At 66.4% G+C, this 20314-nt stretch carries 26 protein-coding genes and 1 pseudogene; 17 read left to right on the forward strand and 10 right to left on the reverse strand.

Annotated elements, in window-relative coordinates:
• Nucleotides 1–12 precede the first annotated feature (12 nt).
• From HMPREF2791_RS04360 to HMPREF2791_RS04380, 5 genes are all read left to right on the forward strand, one after another.
• Nucleotides 13–819 (forward strand): Fpg/Nei family DNA glycosylase, encoded by an 807-nt coding sequence (locus tag HMPREF2791_RS04360; protein WP_070844538.1) that lies wholly within the window; start codon nt 13–15, stop codon nt 817–819.
• A 21-nt stretch (nt 820–840) separates the two neighbouring features.
• The gene (locus HMPREF2791_RS04365; protein WP_070844557.1) at nt 841–2412 is read left to right on the forward strand and encodes a bifunctional ADP-dependent NAD(P)H-hydrate dehydratase/NAD(P)H-hydrate epimerase; all 1572 of its coding nucleotides are present in this window, start codon (nt 841–843) and stop codon (nt 2410–2412) included.
• Entirely contained in the window at nt 2405–3364 is a 960-nt protein-coding gene (locus HMPREF2791_RS04370) for an NAD(P)-binding domain-containing protein (protein ID WP_070844539.1), read from the forward strand. The genes HMPREF2791_RS04365 and HMPREF2791_RS04370 overlap by 8 nt, the downstream gene beginning before the upstream one ends.
• A gap of 569 nt (nt 3365–3933) precedes the next feature.
• Nucleotides 3934–4842 carry a hypothetical protein gene (locus HMPREF2791_RS04375; RefSeq protein WP_141741250.1) on the forward strand — a complete coding sequence of 303 codons (909 nt, stop codon included), beginning with the start codon at nt 3934–3936 and terminating at the stop codon, nt 4840–4842.
• A 78-nt stretch (nt 4843–4920) separates the two neighbouring features.
• The gene (locus HMPREF2791_RS04380) at nt 4921–6033 is read left to right on the forward strand and encodes an MFS transporter (RefSeq protein ID WP_070844541.1); all 1113 of its coding nucleotides are present in this window, start codon (nt 4921–4923) and stop codon (nt 6031–6033) included.
• Here the strand turns inward: HMPREF2791_RS04380 and HMPREF2791_RS11795 are convergent.
• Genes HMPREF2791_RS11795 through HMPREF2791_RS04395 form a run of 3 tightly spaced genes read right to left on the reverse strand, consistent with a single transcriptional unit; the run spans nt 5943 to nt 8078 of the window.
• Complete coding sequence (locus HMPREF2791_RS11795; protein ID WP_141764913.1) at nt 5943–6449, reverse strand: hypothetical protein; 507 nt, start codon at nt 6447–6449, stop codon at nt 5943–5945. The genes HMPREF2791_RS04380 and HMPREF2791_RS11795 overlap by 91 nt on opposite strands.
• Nucleotides 6450–6459: 10 nt before the next feature.
• On the reverse strand, nt 6460–7101 hold the full coding sequence (locus HMPREF2791_RS04390; RefSeq protein ID WP_070472226.1) for an ABC transporter ATP-binding protein: 642 nt from the start codon (nt 7099–7101) through the stop codon (nt 6460–6462).
• Nucleotides 7101–8078 carry an ABC transporter permease gene (locus HMPREF2791_RS04395; RefSeq protein WP_070844543.1) on the reverse strand — a complete coding sequence of 326 codons (978 nt, stop codon included), beginning with the start codon at nt 8076–8078 and terminating at the stop codon, nt 7101–7103. Before HMPREF2791_RS04395 ends, HMPREF2791_RS04390 begins: the two co-directional genes overlap by 1 nt.
• Nucleotides 8079–8169: 91 nt before the next feature.
• Between HMPREF2791_RS04395 and HMPREF2791_RS04400 the strand changes: the two genes are divergently transcribed.
• The 5 genes from HMPREF2791_RS04400 to HMPREF2791_RS04420 all read left to right on the forward strand — a co-directional run bounded on the left by HMPREF2791_RS04400 (nt 8170) and on the right by HMPREF2791_RS04420 (nt 13314).
• Nucleotides 8170–9312: a sensor histidine kinase gene (locus tag HMPREF2791_RS04400; RefSeq protein ID WP_070844544.1), complete on the forward strand. Its 1143-nt coding sequence runs from the start codon at nt 8170–8172 to the stop codon at nt 9310–9312.
• On the forward strand, nt 9309–9911 hold the full coding sequence (locus tag HMPREF2791_RS04405) for a response regulator (protein WP_070844545.1): 603 nt from the start codon (nt 9309–9311) through the stop codon (nt 9909–9911). Before HMPREF2791_RS04400 ends, HMPREF2791_RS04405 begins: the two co-directional genes overlap by 4 nt.
• 10 nt (nt 9912–9921) lie before the next feature.
• Complete coding sequence (locus HMPREF2791_RS04410) at nt 9922–10464, forward strand: pirin-like C-terminal cupin domain-containing protein (RefSeq protein ID WP_070844546.1); 543 nt, start codon at nt 9922–9924, stop codon at nt 10462–10464.
• A gap of 82 nt (nt 10465–10546) precedes the next feature.
• Entirely contained in the window at nt 10547–11971 is a 1425-nt protein-coding gene (dcuC, locus tag HMPREF2791_RS04415) for a C4-dicarboxylate transporter DcuC (protein ID WP_070844547.1), read from the forward strand.
• 17 nt (nt 11972–11988) lie between these two features.
• Nucleotides 11989–13314, forward strand: coding sequence for an IS1096 element passenger TnpR family protein (locus HMPREF2791_RS04420; RefSeq protein ID WP_070844548.1), 1326 nt, complete (start codon nt 11989–11991; stop codon nt 13312–13314).
• Between the two features lie 55 nt (nt 13315–13369).
• Here the strand turns inward: HMPREF2791_RS04420 and HMPREF2791_RS04425 are convergent, their stop codons facing one another.
• The 3 genes from HMPREF2791_RS04425 to HMPREF2791_RS12015 are packed head-to-tail and all read right to left on the reverse strand — an operon-like array spanning nt 13370 to nt 14549.
• Nucleotides 13370–13684 carry a DUF202 domain-containing protein gene (locus HMPREF2791_RS04425; protein ID WP_070844549.1) on the reverse strand — a complete coding sequence of 105 codons (315 nt, stop codon included), beginning with the start codon at nt 13682–13684 and terminating at the stop codon, nt 13370–13372.
• Nucleotides 13681–14046: a YidH family protein gene (locus HMPREF2791_RS04430; RefSeq protein WP_070472248.1), complete on the reverse strand. Its 366-nt coding sequence runs from the start codon at nt 14044–14046 to the stop codon at nt 13681–13683. Before HMPREF2791_RS04430 ends, HMPREF2791_RS04425 begins: the two co-directional genes overlap by 4 nt.
• Nucleotides 14043–14549 carry a VanZ family protein gene (locus tag HMPREF2791_RS12015; protein WP_168160578.1) on the reverse strand — a complete coding sequence of 169 codons (507 nt, stop codon included), beginning with the start codon at nt 14547–14549 and terminating at the stop codon, nt 14043–14045. The genes HMPREF2791_RS04430 and HMPREF2791_RS12015 overlap by 4 nt, the downstream gene beginning before the upstream one ends.
• A 129-nt stretch (nt 14550–14678) precedes the next feature.
• Between HMPREF2791_RS12015 and HMPREF2791_RS04440 the strand changes: the two genes are divergently transcribed.
• From HMPREF2791_RS04440 to HMPREF2791_RS12150, 5 genes are all read left to right on the forward strand, one after another.
• Nucleotides 14679–15104 carry an excisionase family DNA-binding protein gene (locus tag HMPREF2791_RS04440; RefSeq protein WP_070472254.1) on the forward strand — a complete coding sequence of 142 codons (426 nt, stop codon included), beginning with the start codon at nt 14679–14681 and terminating at the stop codon, nt 15102–15104.
• 236 nt (nt 15105–15340) lie between these two features.
• Complete coding sequence (locus HMPREF2791_RS12260) at nt 15341–15430, forward strand: TIR domain-containing protein (protein ID WP_246815161.1); 90 nt, start codon at nt 15341–15343, stop codon at nt 15428–15430.
• 6 nt (nt 15431–15436) lie between these two features.
• Nucleotides 15437–15814, forward strand: coding sequence for a TIR domain-containing protein (locus HMPREF2791_RS04445; RefSeq protein ID WP_256365521.1), 378 nt, complete (start codon nt 15437–15439; stop codon nt 15812–15814).
• Nucleotides 15811–16254 carry an HIT family protein gene (locus tag HMPREF2791_RS12145; RefSeq protein ID WP_141741251.1) on the forward strand — a complete coding sequence of 148 codons (444 nt, stop codon included), beginning with the start codon at nt 15811–15813 and terminating at the stop codon, nt 16252–16254. Before HMPREF2791_RS04445 ends, HMPREF2791_RS12145 begins: the two co-directional genes overlap by 4 nt.
• Nucleotides 16251–16727 (forward strand): hypothetical protein, encoded by a 477-nt coding sequence (locus HMPREF2791_RS12150; protein WP_141764914.1) that lies wholly within the window; start codon nt 16251–16253, stop codon nt 16725–16727. The genes HMPREF2791_RS12145 and HMPREF2791_RS12150 overlap by 4 nt, the downstream gene beginning before the upstream one ends.
• Here the strand turns inward: HMPREF2791_RS12150 and HMPREF2791_RS04455 are convergent.
• Nucleotides 16714–16962 (reverse strand): annotated as a pseudogene (locus HMPREF2791_RS04455) (integrase core domain-containing protein); the annotation flags it as partial. The gene HMPREF2791_RS12150 and the pseudogene HMPREF2791_RS04455 overlap by 14 nt on opposite strands.
• A 174-nt stretch (nt 16963–17136) precedes the next feature.
• On the opposite strand from HMPREF2791_RS04455, the gene HMPREF2791_RS04460 reads away from it, so the two are divergent.
• Both HMPREF2791_RS04460 and HMPREF2791_RS04465 read left to right on the forward strand, forming a co-directional pair.
• Nucleotides 17137–17535 carry an SHOCT domain-containing protein gene (locus tag HMPREF2791_RS04460; protein ID WP_070472260.1) on the forward strand — a complete coding sequence of 133 codons (399 nt, stop codon included), beginning with the start codon at nt 17137–17139 and terminating at the stop codon, nt 17533–17535.
• A gap of 255 nt (nt 17536–17790) precedes the next feature.
• The gene (locus tag HMPREF2791_RS04465; protein WP_070844551.1) at nt 17791–17997 is read left to right on the forward strand and encodes a hypothetical protein; all 207 of its coding nucleotides are present in this window, start codon (nt 17791–17793) and stop codon (nt 17995–17997) included.
• Here the strand turns inward: HMPREF2791_RS04465 and HMPREF2791_RS04470 are convergent.
• From HMPREF2791_RS04470 to HMPREF2791_RS12155, 3 genes are all read right to left on the reverse strand, one after another.
• Nucleotides 17994–18980 carry an IS481 family transposase gene (locus HMPREF2791_RS04470; protein WP_070472265.1) on the reverse strand — a complete coding sequence of 329 codons (987 nt, stop codon included), beginning with the start codon at nt 18978–18980 and terminating at the stop codon, nt 17994–17996. The genes HMPREF2791_RS04465 and HMPREF2791_RS04470 overlap by 4 nt on opposite strands.
• Before the next feature lie 76 nt (nt 18981–19056).
• On the reverse strand, nt 19057–19614 hold the full coding sequence (locus HMPREF2791_RS04475) for a DUF4865 family protein (protein WP_070844552.1): 558 nt from the start codon (nt 19612–19614) through the stop codon (nt 19057–19059).
• 72 nt (nt 19615–19686) lie between these two features.
• Nucleotides 19687–20314, reverse strand: a 628-nt coding sequence (locus tag HMPREF2791_RS12155) for a DUF3039 domain-containing protein (RefSeq protein WP_210400155.1), incomplete at its 5' end; no start/stop codon positions are given.

Consider the following 20314-nt stretch of genomic DNA (forward strand, 5'->3'; position numbering starts at 1 on the left):
CAGTCAGCCACCGTGCCTGAGGGTCATGTCATTCACCGCCTTGCGCGCCGCTTCAACGCGGACTTCCGCCCCGCGCCGGTCGCCGCAAGCTCGCCGCAGGGGCGCTTTGCACCTTCGCTTATCGACGGCACTCCGCTCACCCACGCTGCAGCCCACGGAAAACACCTGTTCCTGCAGTTTCCGGACGCGACCGTGCATGTGCACCTGGGGCTGATTGGGAAGTTCTCGTTCGAACCGGCCGATACGCTGCGCGGCCAGATCCGGCTGCGGCTCGTGCCGGACGGGGGAGCAGGGGAGATAGCAGCCAACCTGCGCGGCCCGCAGAAGTGCGCCTACATCACCCCAGCGGAGCAGCAGGCGATTCTGGACGCCGCCGGGGAGGACCCGCTTTCTCCCGCCGCGGACCCGGACGCGCTGTTCGAGCGGGTGCGGCGCTCCCGGCGCGCCATCGGCTCGCTGATGATGGACCAGGCCTACTTCGCCGGGGTGGGCAACATCTACCGCGCCGAGCCGCTGTTCCGCCAGGGCATCTCCCCGTTCATCCCGGGCCGTGAGCTGGGGCGCGAGCGTTTCGACGCCATCTGGGCCGACCTAGTGGCGCTCATGGCCGACGGGGTGGAAACCGGGCGCATAGACACCGTGCGGCCCGAGCACTTGCCCGAGGCGATGGAGCGCGCCCCGCGGGAGGACGACCACGGGGGAGAGGTCTACGTCTACCGACGCACCGGCGAGCCCTGCCACGTGTGCGGGCGGCCCGTCGAAAAACAGCAGTTTGAGGGCAGAAACCTGTTCTTTTGTCCGTCCTGCCAGGCACTTTAGGGCACGGGTAGTGTGGTGCGCATGCACGCCACGACTTTCACCGCAGACCAGATTCGGGCGGCGGAGGCGCCGCTGTTGGAAGCCCAGTCGCACCCAGATGAACTGATGCAGTCGGCGGCGCACGCGGTGTACGAGGCAGCTGAGGCGATGCTGGCGCACGGTGCGGGCGGCCGCGCACTCGTGCTCGCCGGCCCGGGCGGCAACGGCGGTGACGCGCTCTACGCCGGTGCCGAGTTGCAGCTCGCCGGCCACAAAGTGGCTGCGCTGCTGACTGCCGGACACGCCCAAGGGCGGGCCCTTTCGGCGTTCACCGACGCCGGCGGCACCGTGCTGGAACGGCTGCCGGATAGTTCCGCGGAATACGCCCTGGCCATCGACGGCATTACCGGCATCGGCGGATCCGGCGGCCTGCGGGGAGAGCTCGCGGACGTGGTCGCCTGGCTTCGCAACGTGCATGTCCTGGCTGTGGACGTGCCCTCCGGCGTGGATGCGGACACCGGCGTAGCGGGTGAGCTGCACGTCACCGCCGACGCCACCGTCACGTTCGGCGGATTTCGTCGCGCACACGCGCTTGCCCCGGAGTGCGGTGTGCAGCTGCTCGCGGACATCGGCCTGCCGGGGCGTCCGCTGCACAGTACGCTGCTGGATACCCTGCCGGAATGGGCGCATGAGGGACCCGCACTGGTGCTCGCCAACCGGGCCGTGCCGGGCCCTGGCCATTGGCCCAGCAGCCTTACCCCACTTGGTGCTGCGTCGGTTCGCTCCCTCGAGCCTGGCCCTTACGACGACAAGTACAGCGGGGGAGTAGTGGGTATCCGCGCAGGCAGTGGTGGGTATCCGGGAGCTGCCGTGCTCGCCGTGTCTGGAGCGGTGCATGCCTCGCCAGCAATGGTGCGCTACTCCGGTCCGCAGGCCGCTGAGGTGGTGCGGGCACGCCCGGAGGTCGTCGTCACGCAAAAGCTCGAAGAAGCGGGACGGGTGCAGGCCTGGGTGTTCGGTCCCGGCGCCGGCACCGACGAGGCAGCCGCGCGCGAGCTGGCGTGGATCTTGCGCCAGGAGGTGCCCGTGCTCATCGACGCCGATGGCCTCACCCTCCTCACTGAACACCCTGAACTGCGCCAACAGGTGGCCAAACGGCAGCAGACTACAGTGCTCACGCCCCACGACGGCGAGTTCGCGCGCCTCCAGAAAGCGGCCGGAGTTGCCGCGGGAATCCGCTTCGAAGAGACACTCGCCCTCGCCGCAACGCTGCGCGCGACGATCGTGCGCAAGGGCCGAATCACCCTGGTCGCACCGGAGGACGAGCCACACCTGGTCCACGCCGTCGACGCCGGCCATTCTTGGGCTGCGACTCCCGGCTCGGGCGACGTGCTCGCCGGCATCATGGGTGCGCACCTGGCGCTGGCGGCAGCACGCACCCCATACGCCGACGCCGCCATAGCGGCCACAACCACCGGGGCGGTGACCGTCCACGCGCTCGCAGCGTCACTCGCCGCCGAGACCCCGTTCGGCCCCGCCACCGCGCCGGCTGGCCGCATCGCCGATTTTGTCCGCCACGCTTCCGCGCTATGCACCCGAGGCACCCATGCTTGACGCCGTCGTTGTCGGCGCGGGCCAATCCGGCCTCGCCGTGTCGTACTACCTGCGCAAATACGGCGCGGATTTTGTCGTGCTGGATGCCTCCGATACGCCCGGCGGGGCGTGGCCGCACTACTGGGACGCGCTGACGCTCTTCTCCCGCGCGGAGTTTTCCAACCTGCCCGGCTGGCCCATGCCCCACTATGACGGCTACCCGCCGCGCGATCACGTGGTGAAGTATCTGTCCCGCTACGAACAGCGGTATTCCCTGCCCATCCGCCGAGGTCAGCGGGTCAAGCATTTGCTTCACGACGGCTCCGCCTTCCACCTCAACAGCTTTTCCGCACGCAATGTTGTGATGGCCACCGGAATCTGGTCAGCGCCCTTCGTCCCGTTCGTGCCCGGGGCGTTCGCGGGGCAGCAGCTGCACTCCGCCTCGTATCGGCGTCCCTCGGATTTCTCGGGGCAGCGCGTCGCTGTGGTCGGCGGGGGCAACTCCGGCGCGCAAATCGTCGCCGACCTCGGGTTGTCCGGCGTGGACGTCCAGTGGTTCACCCGCCGGCCGCCCACCTTCATGCCCGACGACGTCGACGGCGCGCAGCTGTTCCGCCGCAACCGCGAGCGCTTCGTCGCCATCGCGCGCGGCGAGGGCGACCCAGGCGGCGCCGACTTCGGCGGCGACATCGTGGTTGTGCCCGAAGTGCGCCGCGCCCGTGCGCAGGGACTTCTCGACGCCTCACCCATGGTCTCGTCCCTCGATTCCCTGACCGACTTCGACGCCCTGATCTGGGCCACTGGCTTCCGCCCCGCGCTGTCACCCGTGCGGGGGTTGGAGCGCGGCCTAGACACCCCCGGCCTGTTCGTCCTGGGCTTCGATTCGCTGAACGGCCCGGGCGCCGGCACCATCGGAGGCGTGAGCCCTTTCGCCCGGGACATCGCGAAGCAGATCGTGGGTATCGACCAATAGTTGGTTGCCCCTTGATTGTCCGCAATGCGGAGCTGCGGATTCCGCAAGCCTGGGGCGCACACAGAGCAGCCACCCGCCCCCACAACAGCGGATCCAGCTATCTGGACCTCGTAAATCGCTGTTTTACGTCGAATAGCTGGATCCTTGTAGCTGGAAACAGCCCGTGGCAAGGGCGGATAGGTGGCCCCGACCCGCACCCCACCGCATAAAAACGTCAACATCTTTGAATGACGTGCGTGTAATTTCGCCCGCTGACAAGCAACAATGCCCCATAAAGGGCGCACCCAACCCTAGAACCTACCTTTTATTTTGCTTAGAAAGTTGAGTCAACGTTCCGGCAACCTGCGTGTTCCCCGAATTTAAACGGCCAGGGCCGTTTAAGAGAGCCACGTCACGCCTCTTACGAATGCTGAATTGTTGTACCTCTGCGCTACGCTATCGGTGTGTTAAAAAATCGGAGGATTGTAGCGCTCACATGCGCAGCCGCAACTGCAGCGGCCGCGTTTGTCGTGCCTTCCGCCGGTGCAGCTACCGTGGGCGAGCCCAGCGATGGCGTGTGCTCGCTGAAGGTGAATGACGCTGAACGTAAGTACATTGATTCGCTCGACCGCAGTGTCGGCATCGGCGCATCGGATGAACGGGCCCGCTGGACGTCCGCGTTTGAGCAGTTGTACCCAGCTGCTCCGGATACCGTCGCACCGTTTTTGGAGTTGTTCACCGGCTCGTACGTGACCTACTTCAACAGCAACCTCGAAGCCAATATCGAGATGTGGGCTCAGCGTGTCGCGGAGGACACTGGTGCGGACATCGATTCTTCCCGCGCGTACTTCACGCAGGTGTGGAATTCGGCGGCCGTTAGCGACCACCAGGCGTTCGACATGACGAAGTACTGGGACATCATCGATAACGCTGTGCGCAACGGCGAGATCACTGTGCCGGCTCGCGACGGCTTCGCGGAGTTCGCGCTGATCCCGGACCGCGAGGGGCTGATTGAGCAGCAGTCTCGCGACTACCCGGCAATGCCGAAGGACCAGGTCGAGGCGTGGGTTGACGCGTATGAGCAGCTGCCGGATGTGCAGCAGGCTCGTCGTGTGTCGAAGTTGATGGTGGCGTTCGAGGACGCCCGCACAACCTGCGCCGCAGGTGGCGGCAACGCACTTTTGCCTACCGACGGCCCGAACCCGGACACCCCGACCACCACGCCGTCGAAGAACCCGTACAAGACCCCGACGCAGCAGCCGGGCCGGTCCAACGATTCCGTGACCCACACTGTCACCACCGGTAACGTCACCGCCTCGGTGACCTCCAACCGGGTGACCAGCATCTCGGTTTCGCAGACCACGCCTAAGACGGAGAAGACCGCAGACACGGTGTCCGGCGGTTCGTCCGCAAGCCCGGGCGTGATCATCGGCGTGATTATGGCGATCCTGGTTGCCCTCGGCGCTGCCGGCGCAGCGTTTGCGCTGGGTGACCAGTAGCCGTATCTTGACGCGGTGCACAACTCCCAGCAATCCCCACAGCAAACAGCGAAGTTCCCCGTCGTCCCGCTGACGGCGATGAGCTTCGCTGCGTTCGTGTACGTCACGTTCGAGATGTTCGCCATCGGCCTGATTTCGCCGATGGCCCGGGACCTGAACGTTTCTGAAGGCCAGATTGGCCTGCTCATGAGCGTCTACGCCGGTCTGGTCGCGGTGGTGACTATCCCGCTGATGCACCTCACGCGGAAGGTGGACAGGCGCTACCTGCTCATCGCCACGCTGGTGTTCCTGCTCGGCGGCATCATTCTGCAGGCCACGGCCACAAGCTACGCCACGCTGGTGGCGGGCCGTGTGACTGCGGCGTTTACTCACGGCCTGTTCTGGTCGCTGGTCAACCCGGTTGCCGCGCGGATTGCGCCGCCGGGGCAGATGGGCAAGGCGGTCGCAGCGGTGTCGTTCGGCTCCACTCTGTCGATGGTGATCGGCTCGCCGCTGACCACGGCGATGGGCTCGGCGATCGGCTGGCGCGCCTCCACCTGGGTACTCGGCGCCGCTGTAGTGGGGGCGCTGGTGATGCTGGTGATTTCCCTGCCCAGCCTGCCCGCCAAGCCGCCGGCGCAGCAAACGGGCGCGCAAGCGACGAAGTCCGCCATCCCGTCTTTGGTCATCTACCTGGTGCTGGCGGTCATGGCGATCTTTGTCACCTTCACCTACCTGGCACTGCTCATCGAGGCCACGGCCGGCCACCGCTTCGTGCCCTACGGCGTGGCGTTGTACGGCATCGCCGGCCTGATCGGGGTGACCCTGTCGGGCCGTCTGGTGGATGCGCGCATGATCCGCCTCAACGGCATCGCCACCGCCACGCTGGTGGCCTCCGGCATCGCGGGCCTTTTGGCGCTGCACTACAACACGGGTATCGGCATGTTCGCGGTGATCGTGGTCTTCGGCATCGCCGCTGGCGCGTTGCCTACGGTGGCCACCACGATCTTCCTGTTCGCGGGCCAGCGCAACCAGGACCTGGCCAGCTCGGTGTACGTGGTCACGTTCCAGGTTGGCATCGCCTCAGGCTCGGCGCTGGGCGCCGCCACGGTGGACCTGGGTTACTTGGGCGGCACGCTGCTGTCCACGGCTGTGCTCGGCGCGTTGGCGTTTACCGTCATGGCCACCCGCTCGCGGTCCCTCCTGCGGTAGCGCGCGGGTTCCACGAACCGCCCGGCGGCCTCCAGCTCCAGGTAGCCGCGCAGAAACTCCGCGGTCTCGCTGGCGACAAACGTGCGCTGGCCCCACTCGGGCACGCGGAAGATACCGTGCGGCACGCGCACAAGGTCGCGGCCGCGCAGCATCGTCGCGCCCATTTCCTGCAGCGAGGTCACGATGAACGCCTCGCCGACCGCGTACGCGACAACGTTGCGGTCCAAGGCGCGCAGCTTATCGACGACACCCCGGCCCGCGAGCCAGTATCCGTCGCCGGCCGCGAGGTCGTCGTCAGGCAGCTGCGGGAGAGCGCGCACCTGGGGCCCGGATGACGAAAGCCCCGCCCTGCGCTCGATCTCCCTGGCCAGCAGGGCGGGGTCGAGTGGGGCGGGGCCGGGGGCGCGGTAGAACACGAGCGCCAGTCTAGGCGTAGGCGGGGGCGTTGACGCCGAGTTCGAAAACTTCGTCGCTGCTCTCGATGAGGGAGCGGTCGTGGGTGACAAAACCGCAGGCGATGTCCCGCTCGGTGGTGAGCTGGCGCAGCAGTGTCACGATCTCCTGGGAGCGGTCGGCGTCGAGGGCGGCGGTGGGCTCGTCCGCAAGCAGAAGCGACGGCTCGCCCATGAGCGCACGCGCAATGCCGACGCGCTGGCGCTGGCCGCCGGACATCTCGCCGATGCGGCGATCGCCAAGGCCCTCCAGGCCGACGGTGGCCAGCAGTTCCTCCGCCCGGTCGCGGCGGGGTTTGATGCCCCGAATGTGGTCAGTGACCAGCAGCTGGTCGCGCACGTTCAGCGCGGCGATGAGGTTGGCCTGCTGGAAGATCATGCCGATCTTGTCGCGGCGCACATCGTTGTCCACGGTCTCGCCGTTGAGCTTGGCGGTGCCGGAGTCCGGTTGAATCAGGCCGGCTGCGACGGACAGCAGGGTGGACTTGCCGGAACCGGACTCGCCGACGATGAACGTCATCTCGCCGGGCTTGGCGGTGAATTCCAGGTGGTCCAGTACAGTGCGCATTTCCTGGCCGTCCTTGAATGCGACAGTGACATCGTTGAGTTCGAGCATTATGCGACACCTCCAAGAGCCGCCTGAGGGTTAACTTTCGAGATGGAACGGGTGGCGATCAGGGCGCCGACCATGCCGAGGGCCCAGATGGCTACCGGGGGAGCGATCGCCGTGAGCGCGGTCAGGGAGAACGGTGCGCCGCCCTGCATGAGCAGGCCGAGCCCGAACGCCGCGACGCCGCCGATGAGCGCGCCGATGCCCAGAATCACCGCGGCCTGACCGAGGGCGTCCTTGAGCAGGTAGGAGTTGGATGCGCCGATGGCCTTCAGGATGGCCAGGTCGCGGGTGCGCTGCATCGTCCACACGGTGAGGAAGGCGATGATCACCAGCGCGGCGATGGCGTAGAGGAAGCCCTGGATCAGCTTCAGCGACCCCTGCTCCGAGGAGTACGCCGGCAGGCCGTCGAAGGCCTCCTTCAGGCTCCCCCCGCCGTCGACGTCGTGATCCGCCAGCAGCACCGAGCCGTCGGCGTCGGTGTGCATGGCGGCCTGCCAGAACTCGGTGGGTACCCACAGGACGGGAGAGTGGGAGAACGCGAGATCCTCGCCGGTCGCGCCGACAGTGATGTCGTTGCCGGCGACCGTCACGGTCTCGCCCTCGCCGACTTCGAGGGAGGGGGCGGCCACGGCTTCGTCGGAAAGCTTCTGGCCCCCTGGGAGCACGGTGCCCTTCGGCAGCGACAGGATGGCCACGGCCGAGTCCTCGCCGTTGTCCTTGGTCATGAGCATCTGGCTGGCACCGAGCGGGGTGAGCCCGTCGCGCGCCTCGACGCGGGAGGTGGTGAACGAGATGTCCTCCGGGTCCTGGAAGACCACCGATTGCGGGTCCAGCGCCTCCAGCGCGGACGTGTTTTGCTTGCCCAAGCCGGTGGTCAGTCCGGTGAGCACGACCACCAGCAGCGTAATCAGCGCCACGGTGCCTGCGATCAGCCCGAAGCGCCCCTTGGCTGACGTGATTTCTCTGATTCCTACGAACATGGTGTTAATCCTGCCGTTGACCTGCACCTTGATACATCGCGCAGGCGGTTGAAATCCCGCTCAACCGATCGGTTGATCTACGCTCAGACGCATGTTGTCCACCACCCGCCTGCTCGACTTTCTGCGCGTGAGCCTGCACGTGCTCGTCGCCGTGCTGCTTGCGGTGGGGCTCGTGGGGCAGTTGCGTAGCGACGCACCCGTGACCGCCCTCGCCCTGCCCCTGGCGTTCGCCTGCGTCTACATGGCCGGCACCGTCTGGCACTTCCACGGCAAGGACTACCCGGCGTGGGCGCCCTACGCCTGGCTGGCGGTGGTGGCGACGCTGTGGGTGGGGCTGGTGCAGATGTCCGGCGAGTTCGTGTGGCTGGAGTTCCCGCTGGTCATGCTGGCGTGCGTGCTGCTGAACACCTGGTGGGAGCTCGCGGCCACCGCGGCGTTTTTGGCCGTGGCCCTTTCCGCCACCGCCCCCGGCGGCGGGCCCGGCGCGATCATCGGCCCGACCATCGGCACCGTGCTGGCGGTGATCATCGTGCACGCCTACCAGGCGCTGCGCGCGGAAGCGGACCACTACCGGCAGATGGCCGAGGACCTCAAGGCCGCCCAGCGCGAGGCTGCGAAGGCCGAGCACGCCGCGGGTGTGGCGGAGGAGCGGGCGCGCCTGGCGCGCGAGGTGCACGACACCATGGCGCAAGGTTTGAGCTCCATCGTGTTGCTGGGCCGGGCGATGGACAAGCAGCTCACCCAAGGCGACCCGGCGCGCGAGACGCTGAACGTGATCCGCTCCACCGCCTCCGACAACCTGGCGGAGGCGCGCCGCTTCGTCGCCGAAAACTCCGCGAGCACGCAAACGAAACCCCCCGCGCGCGAGACGCTGCCGGTGCGGCTGGAGCGCCTGGCCCGCCACGCCCAGGACCGCCAGCGCGCACTCGGCGAACAGCTCGAGGTCCGCGTCCAGGCGGTTGAGCTGCCGGAACCGTGCGCGTCGGTGGCGGAGCGCGTCGTGCGCGAGGGCCTGAGCAACATCGTGCGCCACGCTGGTGCCTCGTCGGCGGTGGTGACCGTGGATAGGCTTGGTGCGACCGCAACCATCGACGTCTTCGACAACGGCCGCGGCATCACCGGGCCCGAGGGCTACGGCTTGAAGGGCCTGCGCGCCCGCGTCGAGGAGGTCGGCGGCGAGCTCACGGTGGAGGGCAACGTCCTCGCCGCAACCCTGCCTGTGGAGGAGAAATGACACTTCGCGTCATGCTGATCGACGACCATCCGGTCGTCCGCGCCGGCCTGCGCGCGGTGCTCAATTCCTTCGACGGCGTGCAAGTCGTCGCTGAGGCCGCCGACGGCAACGCCGAGGTGCCCGAGGGGGTGGACGTGGTGGTCTCCGACATCCAGATGCCCGGCGCGGACGGCATCGCGCTCACGCGCCGCCTCGTCGCCGCCGGAGGGCCGCCGGTGTTGATCCTGACCACCTACGACACCCAAGCCGACGTGGTCGCCGCAGTGGAAGCCGGGGCGATGGGCTACCTGCTCAAAGACGCGCCGGAAGAAGAGCTGTATGAGGCGGTGCGGAGCGCGTCGCAAGGCAAAAGAGTGCTCTCGCCGCAGGTGGCCAACGTGCTGGCGGACCGGCTGGTCAACCCGGCCGAGACGCTTTCCGCGCGCGAGATTGAGCTGCTGCGCGCGCTGCAGACCGGCGCCTCCAACAAGGAAATCGCCCAGCAGCTGTTCATCTCGCAGGCGACAGTGAAGACGCACCTGATCCACATCTACTCCAAACTCGGGGTGGACAACCGCACCGCGGCCGTGGAGGAAGCCCGGCAACGCCGGATCATATAAGCTGGCCGCCATGTCATTCATTGAGCTGAACGCTGGCCCCTGGCGCGGGGTCGCATTCCTCAGGGGCCTCGGCGGACCCAACGACACCCCCGCCGGCTGCAAATCCTTCGCATGGCGGCACGACGGCACCGCCCGCCTCGGCGGCGTGCTCGAGCGCGCGCAGGTGCAGGTGCTTGTCGACGCTGAAGCAGTCCCCGACAAGATCCAACGCGCCCAGCCGGACGCGTTTGGCCTGCGCAGCGTGACCACCGAATCCGCAGGCGAGGCCTTCGTCTTCTCCGGGCGCATGTTCGGCCGCACCGGCGCCGTGGAAACCATTGAGCCATGCGTGGCAGCCCAGCTGACCATCGCGCCGGACACCGAACTGGCGGTCACTGTCTACGAGGAGTTCGAGTACGCCGTGGTCGCCCCCGACGGGGACATCACCGTGAACAGCACCCCGGTGCCGCCGCACTCCGCCGGCATGCTGGACGCTGGCCACCGCACCCTGGGGCTGAAAAACCGCTCCGACAGCATCGCCCACGTGCTCATCCTGGGCGGCCAGCCGGCGTAGTTTCTCCGGCTTTTGCCGAGAGATTGGCCACACCCCGCGCATTCACCCAGCGGGGCGTGGCTTAACGCTGCATAATCGCAGCGTGCTTTATATTTTCTTTGCCATTCTCGCCGTCATTGCAGTCGGCTACTTCATTGCCAAAAAGGTCCACGCGGCCTCCTCCATCTTCGCCGTCGGCGTGCTGCTGCTCATGATCGCCGCAGCCACCGGGCGCATCGACCACTCCACCGCGGACATCGAATCCTCCGGCAACGCGTTCTATGACGAGCTGCTGATCATCGAGTCCCTGTTCAAGTCCCGCTTCGCCGGCACCGGCATGGCCATCATGGTGCTGTTCGGCTTCGTCGGCTACATGCGCCACATCGGCGCCGACGCCAAAACGGTGGTGGCGCTGTCCAGCCCGCTGCGCCGCTTCCACGGCTCCTACTGGCTCGTGCCCATCGGCTTTGCCGTCGCTACACTGCTGTCCTTCGTTGTGCCCTCTGCCAGTGCGTTGTCGCTGCTGCTCGTGGCCACGCTGATGCCTGCGCTCATCGCCGCGGGCCTGACGCCGCTGACCGTCGGCGCGATCGTGGCCACCGCCTCCACCATCGCGCCCTCGCCGCTGGAGGCAGGCCTGATCCAGGGCGCGGAGCTGACCGGCATGACGGTCACCGAGTTCACCTTCGGCAACGTAGCCAAAGCCACCATCCCCGCGCTGGTGGTCATCGCGTTCGTGCACATGTGGTGGCAGCACCGCTGCGACAAGAAAGACCTGGTCAAGTCCGGCGTCGGCGTGTCCGACGCCGAGCTCGAAGCGGCGAGGGACAGCGAGTCTGACCGCCGCATCCGCGAAGCCGTGGAGCGCGCCGAGGGCCTGCCCGGCTTCTACGCCATCCTGCCGCTTTTGCCGCTGCTTCTGATCATCGTCTCCGCCGCGCTGAACCGCCTCGGCGTAGTCTCCTTCGAGGCCGGCATCCTGCCGGTGACCGTGGTGTCCCTGATGGTCACCATGATCATCGAGGCCATCCGGCTGCGCGACGTCAACTACGCCGCCGACTCCCTCCAGGAGTTCTTCAAGGGCCTCGGCGAGGGCGCCGCCGGCGTGGTCTCCCTGATCGTCGCCGCCGCCATCCTGGTGGAGGGCATCACCCAGATGGGCGTGATCGAGGCCCTGACCAACCTGGCGCAGGCTTCCTCCGGCGCCGCCGTGCTGATGGTGCTGGTGTTCGTGCTGGCCACCGCCACCATGGCGCTGCTCACCGGCTCCGGCGTCGCGCCCTACTTCGCGTTCTCCGAGATGGTGCCCGGCATCGCCGCCGACTCCGCCGTGTCCGCTCCGCAGATGCTCACCTCCATCTGGGCGGCGTCCAACACCATGCGCCAGGCCTCTCCGGTTAACGCGGCGGTGCTCATCGTCGCTGGCGCGCTGCAGGTCAACCCGATCGATGTGGTCCGCCGCACCGCCGTGCCGCTGACCGCGGGCGCGGTGACTGCCGTCGTGTGTGCGTTCCTGTTCGTGGTTTAGGCCGTAAGGTTGCCGGTATGACCGTTTCTGTGCTCATGATCGTGGAGGGCACCTCGCCCGAAATTTCCCGTTGCGTCAACGTCGAGGAGACCATGACGCTGGGCGAGTTGTCCCAGATCATCGACGCGTCCCTCGGTTTCACCGGTGCCGCCACCCACCTTTACGTCAGCCAGGAGGGCGCGCAGCGCTCCGTCTTCACAGCCGCGCCCGGCCCCGGCGAGCACCAGGAAAACGAGCTCACCGTCGCCGAGATGCGGCCCATGACCTACGTCTACGACCCCGCCGCCAACTGGAACATCCACGTCGAGGTCTTGGGCCCCTCCAACATCGAGGGCCCTACGCCCATGCTTATCGACGCAGCCGGGCCCGACGTCGTCGAAGCCTGCTCGGGGCCAGAGCTGATGACCACCTTCCGCAACCAGGCCCGCCTTCTGGCCGCCGGCATCGAGCCGGACTTGGAGACCATCACCCTGATGTTTTCCTACCTGCCCGTCATGCCGCCGGAGCGCATGCTCGACCGCATGACGCAGGCCGACCCGGTGTCCGTGGCCACCCGCATCGGCAACGTCGCCGAGGAGATGTTCTTCGACGAGGTCGCCGCCGCCGACGAAGGCACCGAAGGCCCCGGCCTGGCCCAACACTTCGACGACTTCCTCCAGTCCCGCCCGGACCTGCTCCAGATCATCGACATGGACCCGCACCCGGAGCGCAACCCCACCATGATCAACGCCGTGACCGAGTTCTTCGGCGACGTGCTAGGCGGGCCGGACGGGGTAGACGTTCCCGACGTGCCGGGCATGCCTGGTCCGCCGGCGACGCAGAGCCTGCCTGCCTTCCCCGGCTTCGGGCCGGATTCCTTCGACGATCTACCCGATGTCACCGACATTTTCGCCGAGCTCATGCGCATCTTCTCCCCCGGGGTGCCATACGAGCACGGGGGGATGCCCGCCGCATTCGCTGGGAAAGTGCGCGACCTGACGGAGCTGCCGTTCCCCAACACTGTCGCCGACCTGCTCCTCGACGCCCGCCTGCTGAAAAAGCGCGGCGGCAAGCTGACCCCCACCAAAGCAGGCCTGGCCTTTCTCAACCACGACAACCCCATCCCTAAGACCGCCGACAACATCCGCCTCGGCTTTGAAAAACTGATGGGCGAGGAAATTTGGCGTTCCATCGTGGAGTGGATCGTCGACGACGAGCCGCTCAACCCCAAGGCGGAGAGCTGGCTGCTCTGGCCAGAGGCGTTCGGCATCCTGCGCGAAACCGCACCCACCCAAGTGTTCTGCACCGCGCAGGGCCTGCAGCTGCTGGAGCTGCACTACGCCCACTACACCGGGAGCAACTAGCCCCCTCGCCGCCCCCGCCGAGCCCCTCTTTGCGTGGCGGCGGAAGCCAGCCCCCTCACCCCACCACCAGGTACAGCCCCAGCCCGCCGGTGCCGAGCATCATCGCGGTCAGTAAGAACACGGCGGCGGCGTTGGGGGCGCTGCGCTCGTCGGCAAGCGCGGAGGCTTCGAAGCGGTACGCCCGCCGGTTCAGCGCCACGATCACCAGCGCGCCCGCCGCCAGCGCCACCGCCGCCACCACGATCAGCGCCGGGTAGGAACCGGCCCACCGCACCAGTGTGGCCGCGCAGACGAGCATGGCCAGCGCGGTGCGGGTCCAGCTCATGGCGGTGCGCTCCGGCTGCAGGCCGGGGTCGGTCACGGCAATCATGCGAGCAGGCTCACCGCCACGACCGCCGCCGCGACGAACACCGCCACGCACAGCACGGGGATGATGGCGGGGGCGGGCAGGGGCTCGTCGTGACGCAGGGCCCGCTCGATGCGCACCCACCGCACCGCCGCACCTGCGGAAATGGCCATGGCGATCACGATAACGGCCGCTGCCGCGACCTTGCGTACGCCGGGTTCGATGCCTGGCAGCTCGAACGCCTCGAGCGCGATGCCGCCCGCCAAGAACGCGAGCGCGGTGCGGGTCCAGGCGAGGAAGGTGCGCTCGTTGGCCAGGGTAAACCGCGGGTCGGGCTCCCCGCCGGTGGGGAAGACCCGCCTGGTAAACCATCCGCGCTCGCTCATGCGGTCAACCCTAGCGCCGCCCACACCACGAGGCTCACCGCGCCCACTGCCGCAATGCACCAGAGCACTGTTGCGCGATTGCCTCTCGACGTCCCTCCGGCCGCCCCCGCCCCCAGCCACGCACCCACGACGTTGCAGAGCACGTCGTCAGTGTCGCTGTAGCCCCACGAGAACACGTACTGGGCAACCTCGATGCCGAGGCTGCACACCAGGCCGAACAGTACCGCCCGCCCCACCGACCCCCGGTACGCGACGAAGCCGACCGGCAGAAACAGCGCAATGTTGCCGAAGAGGTTCAGCCACGGCCCCCACCACACGCGCGCGTACTGGAAGGTCTCGAAGGGGTTGAGCCGTACCTGGCTGAGCTGGTGGGACTCCGCCGTCCACAACCCGGGGATGGACACGAACGCCTTTCCCACCGTGAACGCGAGCACGACCAGCGCGGTCACCACTATCGCCGCGGCGTGGGCGGCGGCGTCGTTGGTTTTGCTCGTTGATTTCACCCGGCCCACCGTAGGCGCAGATTCTGCTTGCGGCTTGGATGGTGCATATGAAGTGGATAACCGTGGGGGTGCACTTCCCGCCGGCCCGCAGTTACAGTTATTACAGATGAACGATGGAAGGAGGACCCCATGTCCAACGCACTGCTTGGTCAGTTGGAGGGGAATTCGCTCGGCGAGGCAGAACTTGAGCGTCTGCGCGAATTCATACGCAAGGAACAAGATTCCCCGCTGGGTGTCCTTCTTCAGCGGGTCGCGGAGGCAAACGAAGACGGCATCACCGTGAACTTGCTTGCCGACGATGCGGAGCTCTCCCCGAACCAGGCTGCAAAGCTCATGAAAATGAGCCGCCCGCACCTGCTAAAGTTTATGAGGGACGGTGACCTTCCCTTCCACCTCGTGGGCAGCCACCAGCGCCTAAAGATGTCCGATCTCCGCGATTTCATGGCGACTCGTGAGGCTGGGGCGGAGTTCGTCGCCAACGCGTTGCACGACACCCATGATTCTGCGCATTCCAAATACTCGGGCGATGCCCTGTCGGAGCTGGAGGACCTCTAGGTGTACTGACCGAAGACGTTGGTCGAAAGCTGGCGGCCTTGGGTGCGTTGGGTCTCAGGTCTAGTCTTCTAGCAGTGCCACCGGAGCGGGAACACCGCTGCGCCTGTCAACCAGTCAAGGCAGTCTTCGCGTTTGCAGCAGTTCGAAGACGGTTCGGGCGAAGTGTCAGACGGAGCTGATAAGCATGGCTCGTCCGGGACGCTCTGGCCGCAGGGAAAGGAAGGCGCTCGGGAATCATGGCTAAGTCCGTCTTCTACTCGTTCCACTATCTCCGCGACGTTCACCGCGTCCAGTTGGTGCGCAACATCAACGCCTTGGAGGGGTAGCCACTGCTGAACGCTCAGGGATGGGAATCAGTTCGCCGTCAGGGCGATCAGGCGATCAAGAACTGGATCCAGAAGGAGATGGCATACAAGAAGGCAGTGATCGTGCTCATCGGTCAAGAGACAGCCAGTCGCCCCTGGGTCAAGTACGAGATCAAGAAGGCATGGGCCGACAGGAAACCCCTTCTTGGCGTCCATATCCACGGACTGTCCTCGATGGGAAGCGTGGATTCCCTGGGGCGGAGTCCCTTCAATCCCGCTGCTGGCATCCCGGTCTTCGATCCGACCGTCCTGAGTTGGACCGGTGGCATCGATTCGAAGGCCACGTACGGCAAGTTGGTCGACAACTTGGAACGGTGGTCTGCGCAGGGGGTTGTGCGGCCATGATCGACGTTCAAGAGTGTCCCTTCTGCGAGATCGTGCAGCGGGAGGATCCGGATGCGCGGGAGGTGTATCGAGACGAACACGTAGTTGCCTTCTTCCCGCTGGAGCCTGCCACACTGGGGCACACCTTGGTGGTTCCCCGGCACCATATCTCGGACATCTGGAGTCTCGACGACGAGCTCGCGCGGCACCTAGGCGTTGCGACCACCCGATTGTCTCAGGTGGTCAAGCACGTGCTGCGTCCTGAGGGCCTCAACGTCATCCAGTCGAATGGGAGAGCTGCCACGCAAACTGTGTTCCACCTCCACGTTCACATCGTCCCTCGATGGAGCAACGACTCCGTTGGTCGCATCTGGCCGCCAATAACGAACTACACCGAGGAGCAGAAGGACGCTGCATGGGAGAAGCTGCGAATCGCTTGTCGACAGGTGCCGCCCTCATGACGGCCGCCGAAGGTGGTTCTGCGAAGGCCGAGGACGTGCGCAAGCACCTCGACTTCATCCAGGCGGTGGTCACCAGGATGTCAGCCGCCTCCGCGAATGCCAAGGCGTGGCTTCTCCCTATTGTGACTGCGACATATGGCTACGCGTTGACTCAACATGCAGGAACTGTCGCGCTCTTGGGGGTATTGGCGGCTGGACTATTCGGCTTCCTCGACGCGAACTACCTCCGGCAGGAGCAGGCGTATCGCGCGCTCTACGACGCGGTGGCAAATGGAACTCGCGATGTACCGCTCTTCTCCTTGGATGTTGCGCACGCTTCCGATCCGACTCCTGAGCCCGTTGCCCGATGGGAACGCACCTTGGCGCGGCTCCACTGCTGGATCCCTCGCGGGCGCGTGTGGGCTTCATGGTCGATTGCACACTTCTACGGGGTCCTTCTCCTGGTCGGCATGGCGATCTTCATGGCTGCCTAGCAGTTGACTTGGCCTCAATGCCCGTCAATCGTGAGAAGGGTGGCTGGTTGCCGCAGGCGGTGTGGGGGCGGTGGTGGTTGTAGTAGTGCAGCCAGCCGTCGAGCTCTCCGCGGCGCTCGGCCTCGGAGGTGTAGCAGCGTTCGTAGGCCCAGCCGTCGACCAGGGTGCGGTGGAAGCGTTCGATCTTCCCGTTGGTCTGGGGTCTGTAGGGCCGGGTCCGCTTGTGTTTGATGTTCTTCACCAGCCCAACCCGGTCAGCGTGTCGCAACCCGGCTACCACACTTGGTGAGGAAGAGCTGCTAACGTGGTTCGGCGATGGCCTGGGCACGTCCTTGTTCCTAACCGTCGTGCGCTGGGGTCCGCGTGGACCGCTCGGCCAGCGTCCATCCAGTCAGGAGGCAGTCAGCAGATGTTCGACGACAACGGCTCATTCCTACTCGCCATGTTCGAGTTCTTCATCTTCTTCGCATGGTTCATGTCCCTGTGGTGGATCTTCGGAGATCTCTTCCGCAGCAAGGACCTCGGCGGCTTCGCGAAGGCGCTGTGGGTGGTGTTCATCATCGCGCTGCCGTTCATCGGAACGCTCGCGTACCTGCTTGTTCGAGGTCGGGGGATGACCGACCGCGCGGTCGAGGCGCGCCAGGAGCTCCAGCAGCGGCAGGATGAGTACATCAAGTCCGTCGCCGGCGGCTCCGCCGGATCGAGCCCGACCGATGAGATCGCCTCGGCGAAGGCCCTTCTCGACTCGGGAGCGATTACCCAGCAGGAGTTCGACCAGATCAAGGCAAGGGCGCTCTCCTCGGTCTGACCCTGGTCCGCTCCCTCGCCAGCCGCAGCGTCGCGGTCCGAGGGCGACCATCCGGCGCGGCCTTGTCGCGGGGCGAATTCGCGGTTCGCCGGACGCTGGCCAGCTTGGCTCCTAGGCTCCGGGTGCCGCGCCGCCATCGAGGGGGCGCCACCTGACCTTGGGGGTCACTCGATGGCTCTGGTTGTGCACCGGTTCACAGCGTAAGGTCTCGCCCGCCACCCGCGGCGCCGCTTCTGTCGAGGGTGGTCCTTCTCTATGCCACAAGGTCAACGCGGCGCTGGGATCTCATGGCCGCAGCGGGGCGAGGTCAGCGTCAACGCCGCCTCGACCACCACTGAACTGGACGGCAGCGGAGTGGTCGTCGCACCGGGATGGCTGACGCAGCTCAGTGTCGGCCACGTACTGGTCGGCGACTCGGGCGAGACCGTGCCGCGCGATCAATTCGAGAGCACCTGCGACTAGCTGTACTGACCGGGTACGTTGGTCAAGCGTGAGAAGGGCGGCTGGTTGCCGCAGGCGGTGTGGGGGCGGTGGTGGTTGTAGTAGTGCAGCCAGCCGTCGAGTTCTCCGCGACGTTCGGTCTCGCTGGTGTAGCAGCGGGCGTAGGCCCAGCCGTCGGCCAGGGTGCGGTGGAAGCGTTCGATCTTCCCGTTGGTCTGCGGCCGATAGGGCCTGGTGCGCTTGTGCCGGATGCCGAGCTCGTGGCAGGTGTCTCGCCACAGGTGTGAGCGGTACGCGCCGCCGTTGTCGGACAGGACCCGCTCAACGGTCACCCCGCGTGCGTTGAACCACTTGACGGCCCGAACGAGGACCGCGGTGGCGGTGAGGGCAGTTTCGTCGTCGTGGATCTCGGCGTAGGCGACGCGGGAATGGTCGTCGATGACGGTGTGGACGTAGGCCTTGCCCATCAACGGGTCGCTGTACTTGTTCTTAGGCTTGCCCGGGGTGGCGGCGCGGTTCTTCTCGCCCTGCTGGCGGCCGACGTAGCGCCAGCCGCCGCCGTCGGGGATGTTGCCGAGCTTCTTCACGTCGACGTGCAGCATCGCCCCGGGGTGATCGTGCTCGTAGCGGCGGACCGGCTCCCCGGTTGCCCGGTCGACATGCGAAAGCCGGTTCAGGTGCGCGTCGACCAGGATCCGGTGGACCGTCGACGGCGCGATCCCCAGCCGGCACGCGAGCTGGACCGGGCCCTCGCGCAATCGGAGGCGGAGCTGAATGCAGCGCTTCGTCGTCTTCGGGTTGGTCCTGTTTGGCGAGTGGTGAGGCCGCGAGGGGCGGTCCTGCATGGACTGGCCCGCCCGGTAGCGGTCGGCCCAGCGCTTCACAGTGGGCCAAGAGACCTGAAACCTGGCGGCGACCTCGCTTATCGGCCAGCCCTGGTCGACCACGAGCTGGGCGACGATCAAGCGATGGCGCGGCGTGAGAGCGGCGTTGGGATGAGACATGAAGAAGCCTCCCTGAGTGGCAGACGCCGCCCAAGAAGGCCAAGTGCCCCCGCGGGGCGGCTCGAAGGTGTGTGAGTCAGGCAGCAGCGGAAACGTGCAGTACCTCGTAGGCGGCGACATCGGTGGAGCTCTCGTCGGCTTCACGGGTGCAGAGTTCGACGAGGATGACGGTCCAGGCCGTGACGTCGACGGCGGCGACGCGGGCCACGGTGGAGTCAGTGGTCGTGGCGAGGAAGCCCGCGGTGATGTCCTCGATGCAGTGGGACGGCGCGGCGCCAACCGGGAGGGGCACGGTCTCGACGGTCAGGCTTCGGGCTGCGGAGTAGTCGGCCGGGCCGGCAACAAACTGGTGGACAGTCCAGTCGTGGATCGGGTAGCGGCCGAAGTCGCGCACGATGGCCGAGTAGCCGGGTTCGCCCAAGCAAAACTGACGCATTCCGTCGATGTCGCGCCAGACGTAGAAGGGTGCGTAAGCGTTCCGGGGTGCACCCTTGGCATTCTCCTGGATGAGGTAGGCCTTGAACTCCAGCCCGTGGTAACCGTCCATGAGATGTCCCGTGCGAGTGACGCGATCGCGGATAATCTGCATGTCGTAGTCGGTGGGCAACGTGATCTGGTACTGCATGGCGTGCATCAGTGGTTCTCCTTGGTGGCGTGCGAGTAAGTGGTGGGAGTGACGGCCTCCTGCCAGCAGATGGTCGACAGGTCATCGGCAGCTTGCTGGCCCCTGCCGGGCCGAGTACGTCGCGTGGGGCTCTTTCAATCCGAGCCCCGCGTCTCGGGCGTTCATCGAACAGGTCAAGGAATCAATCGCCCTGCACATGGTCGGCTGATGCCGGTCCCATCGATCAACGTCTCCGGTCCGTACATCTAGGAGTCTCGCTGTTCCGCGAACAGTACGCAATGCTCGCGCGACCGGCACCTCCCGTTCGCATTCAGGGCAGACCGGAAGATCTTGATGCGTAAGGTTGTCGCGGACAGGCACCCACCATTTGCCACACACCGCTTGGACGGCCTTGCCGGTGAAGAATGCCTCGTTCAGATCTCGTTTTCGCGAATAGTGCAGCACGGTGGGCGGGGGAGTCTCCACAAACTCGGGTTTCAGGGCGGATACGGGCAGGTCCAAAACGGAAATCAACGTCGCGCGTGACACCGCCAGCTGAAGCTTGAAGGTGCTGGCCGCCAGACTTTCAGTCATCTCTTCTGGGACGTTGAGCAAAGCGATCAAGTCGGCAACGAGATCTTGCGTGTGGACGAAGTAGCTCTCCCAATTCCGTATCCGCACCGACACCATGTCCACTTCAAGGGTCAAGTCCCGTGTAGTGGTGTAGCCG

The organism is Corynebacterium sp. HMSC034A01 (assembly GCF_001838175.1).
Lineage (GTDB): Bacteria > Actinomycetota > Actinomycetes > Mycobacteriales > Mycobacteriaceae > Corynebacterium.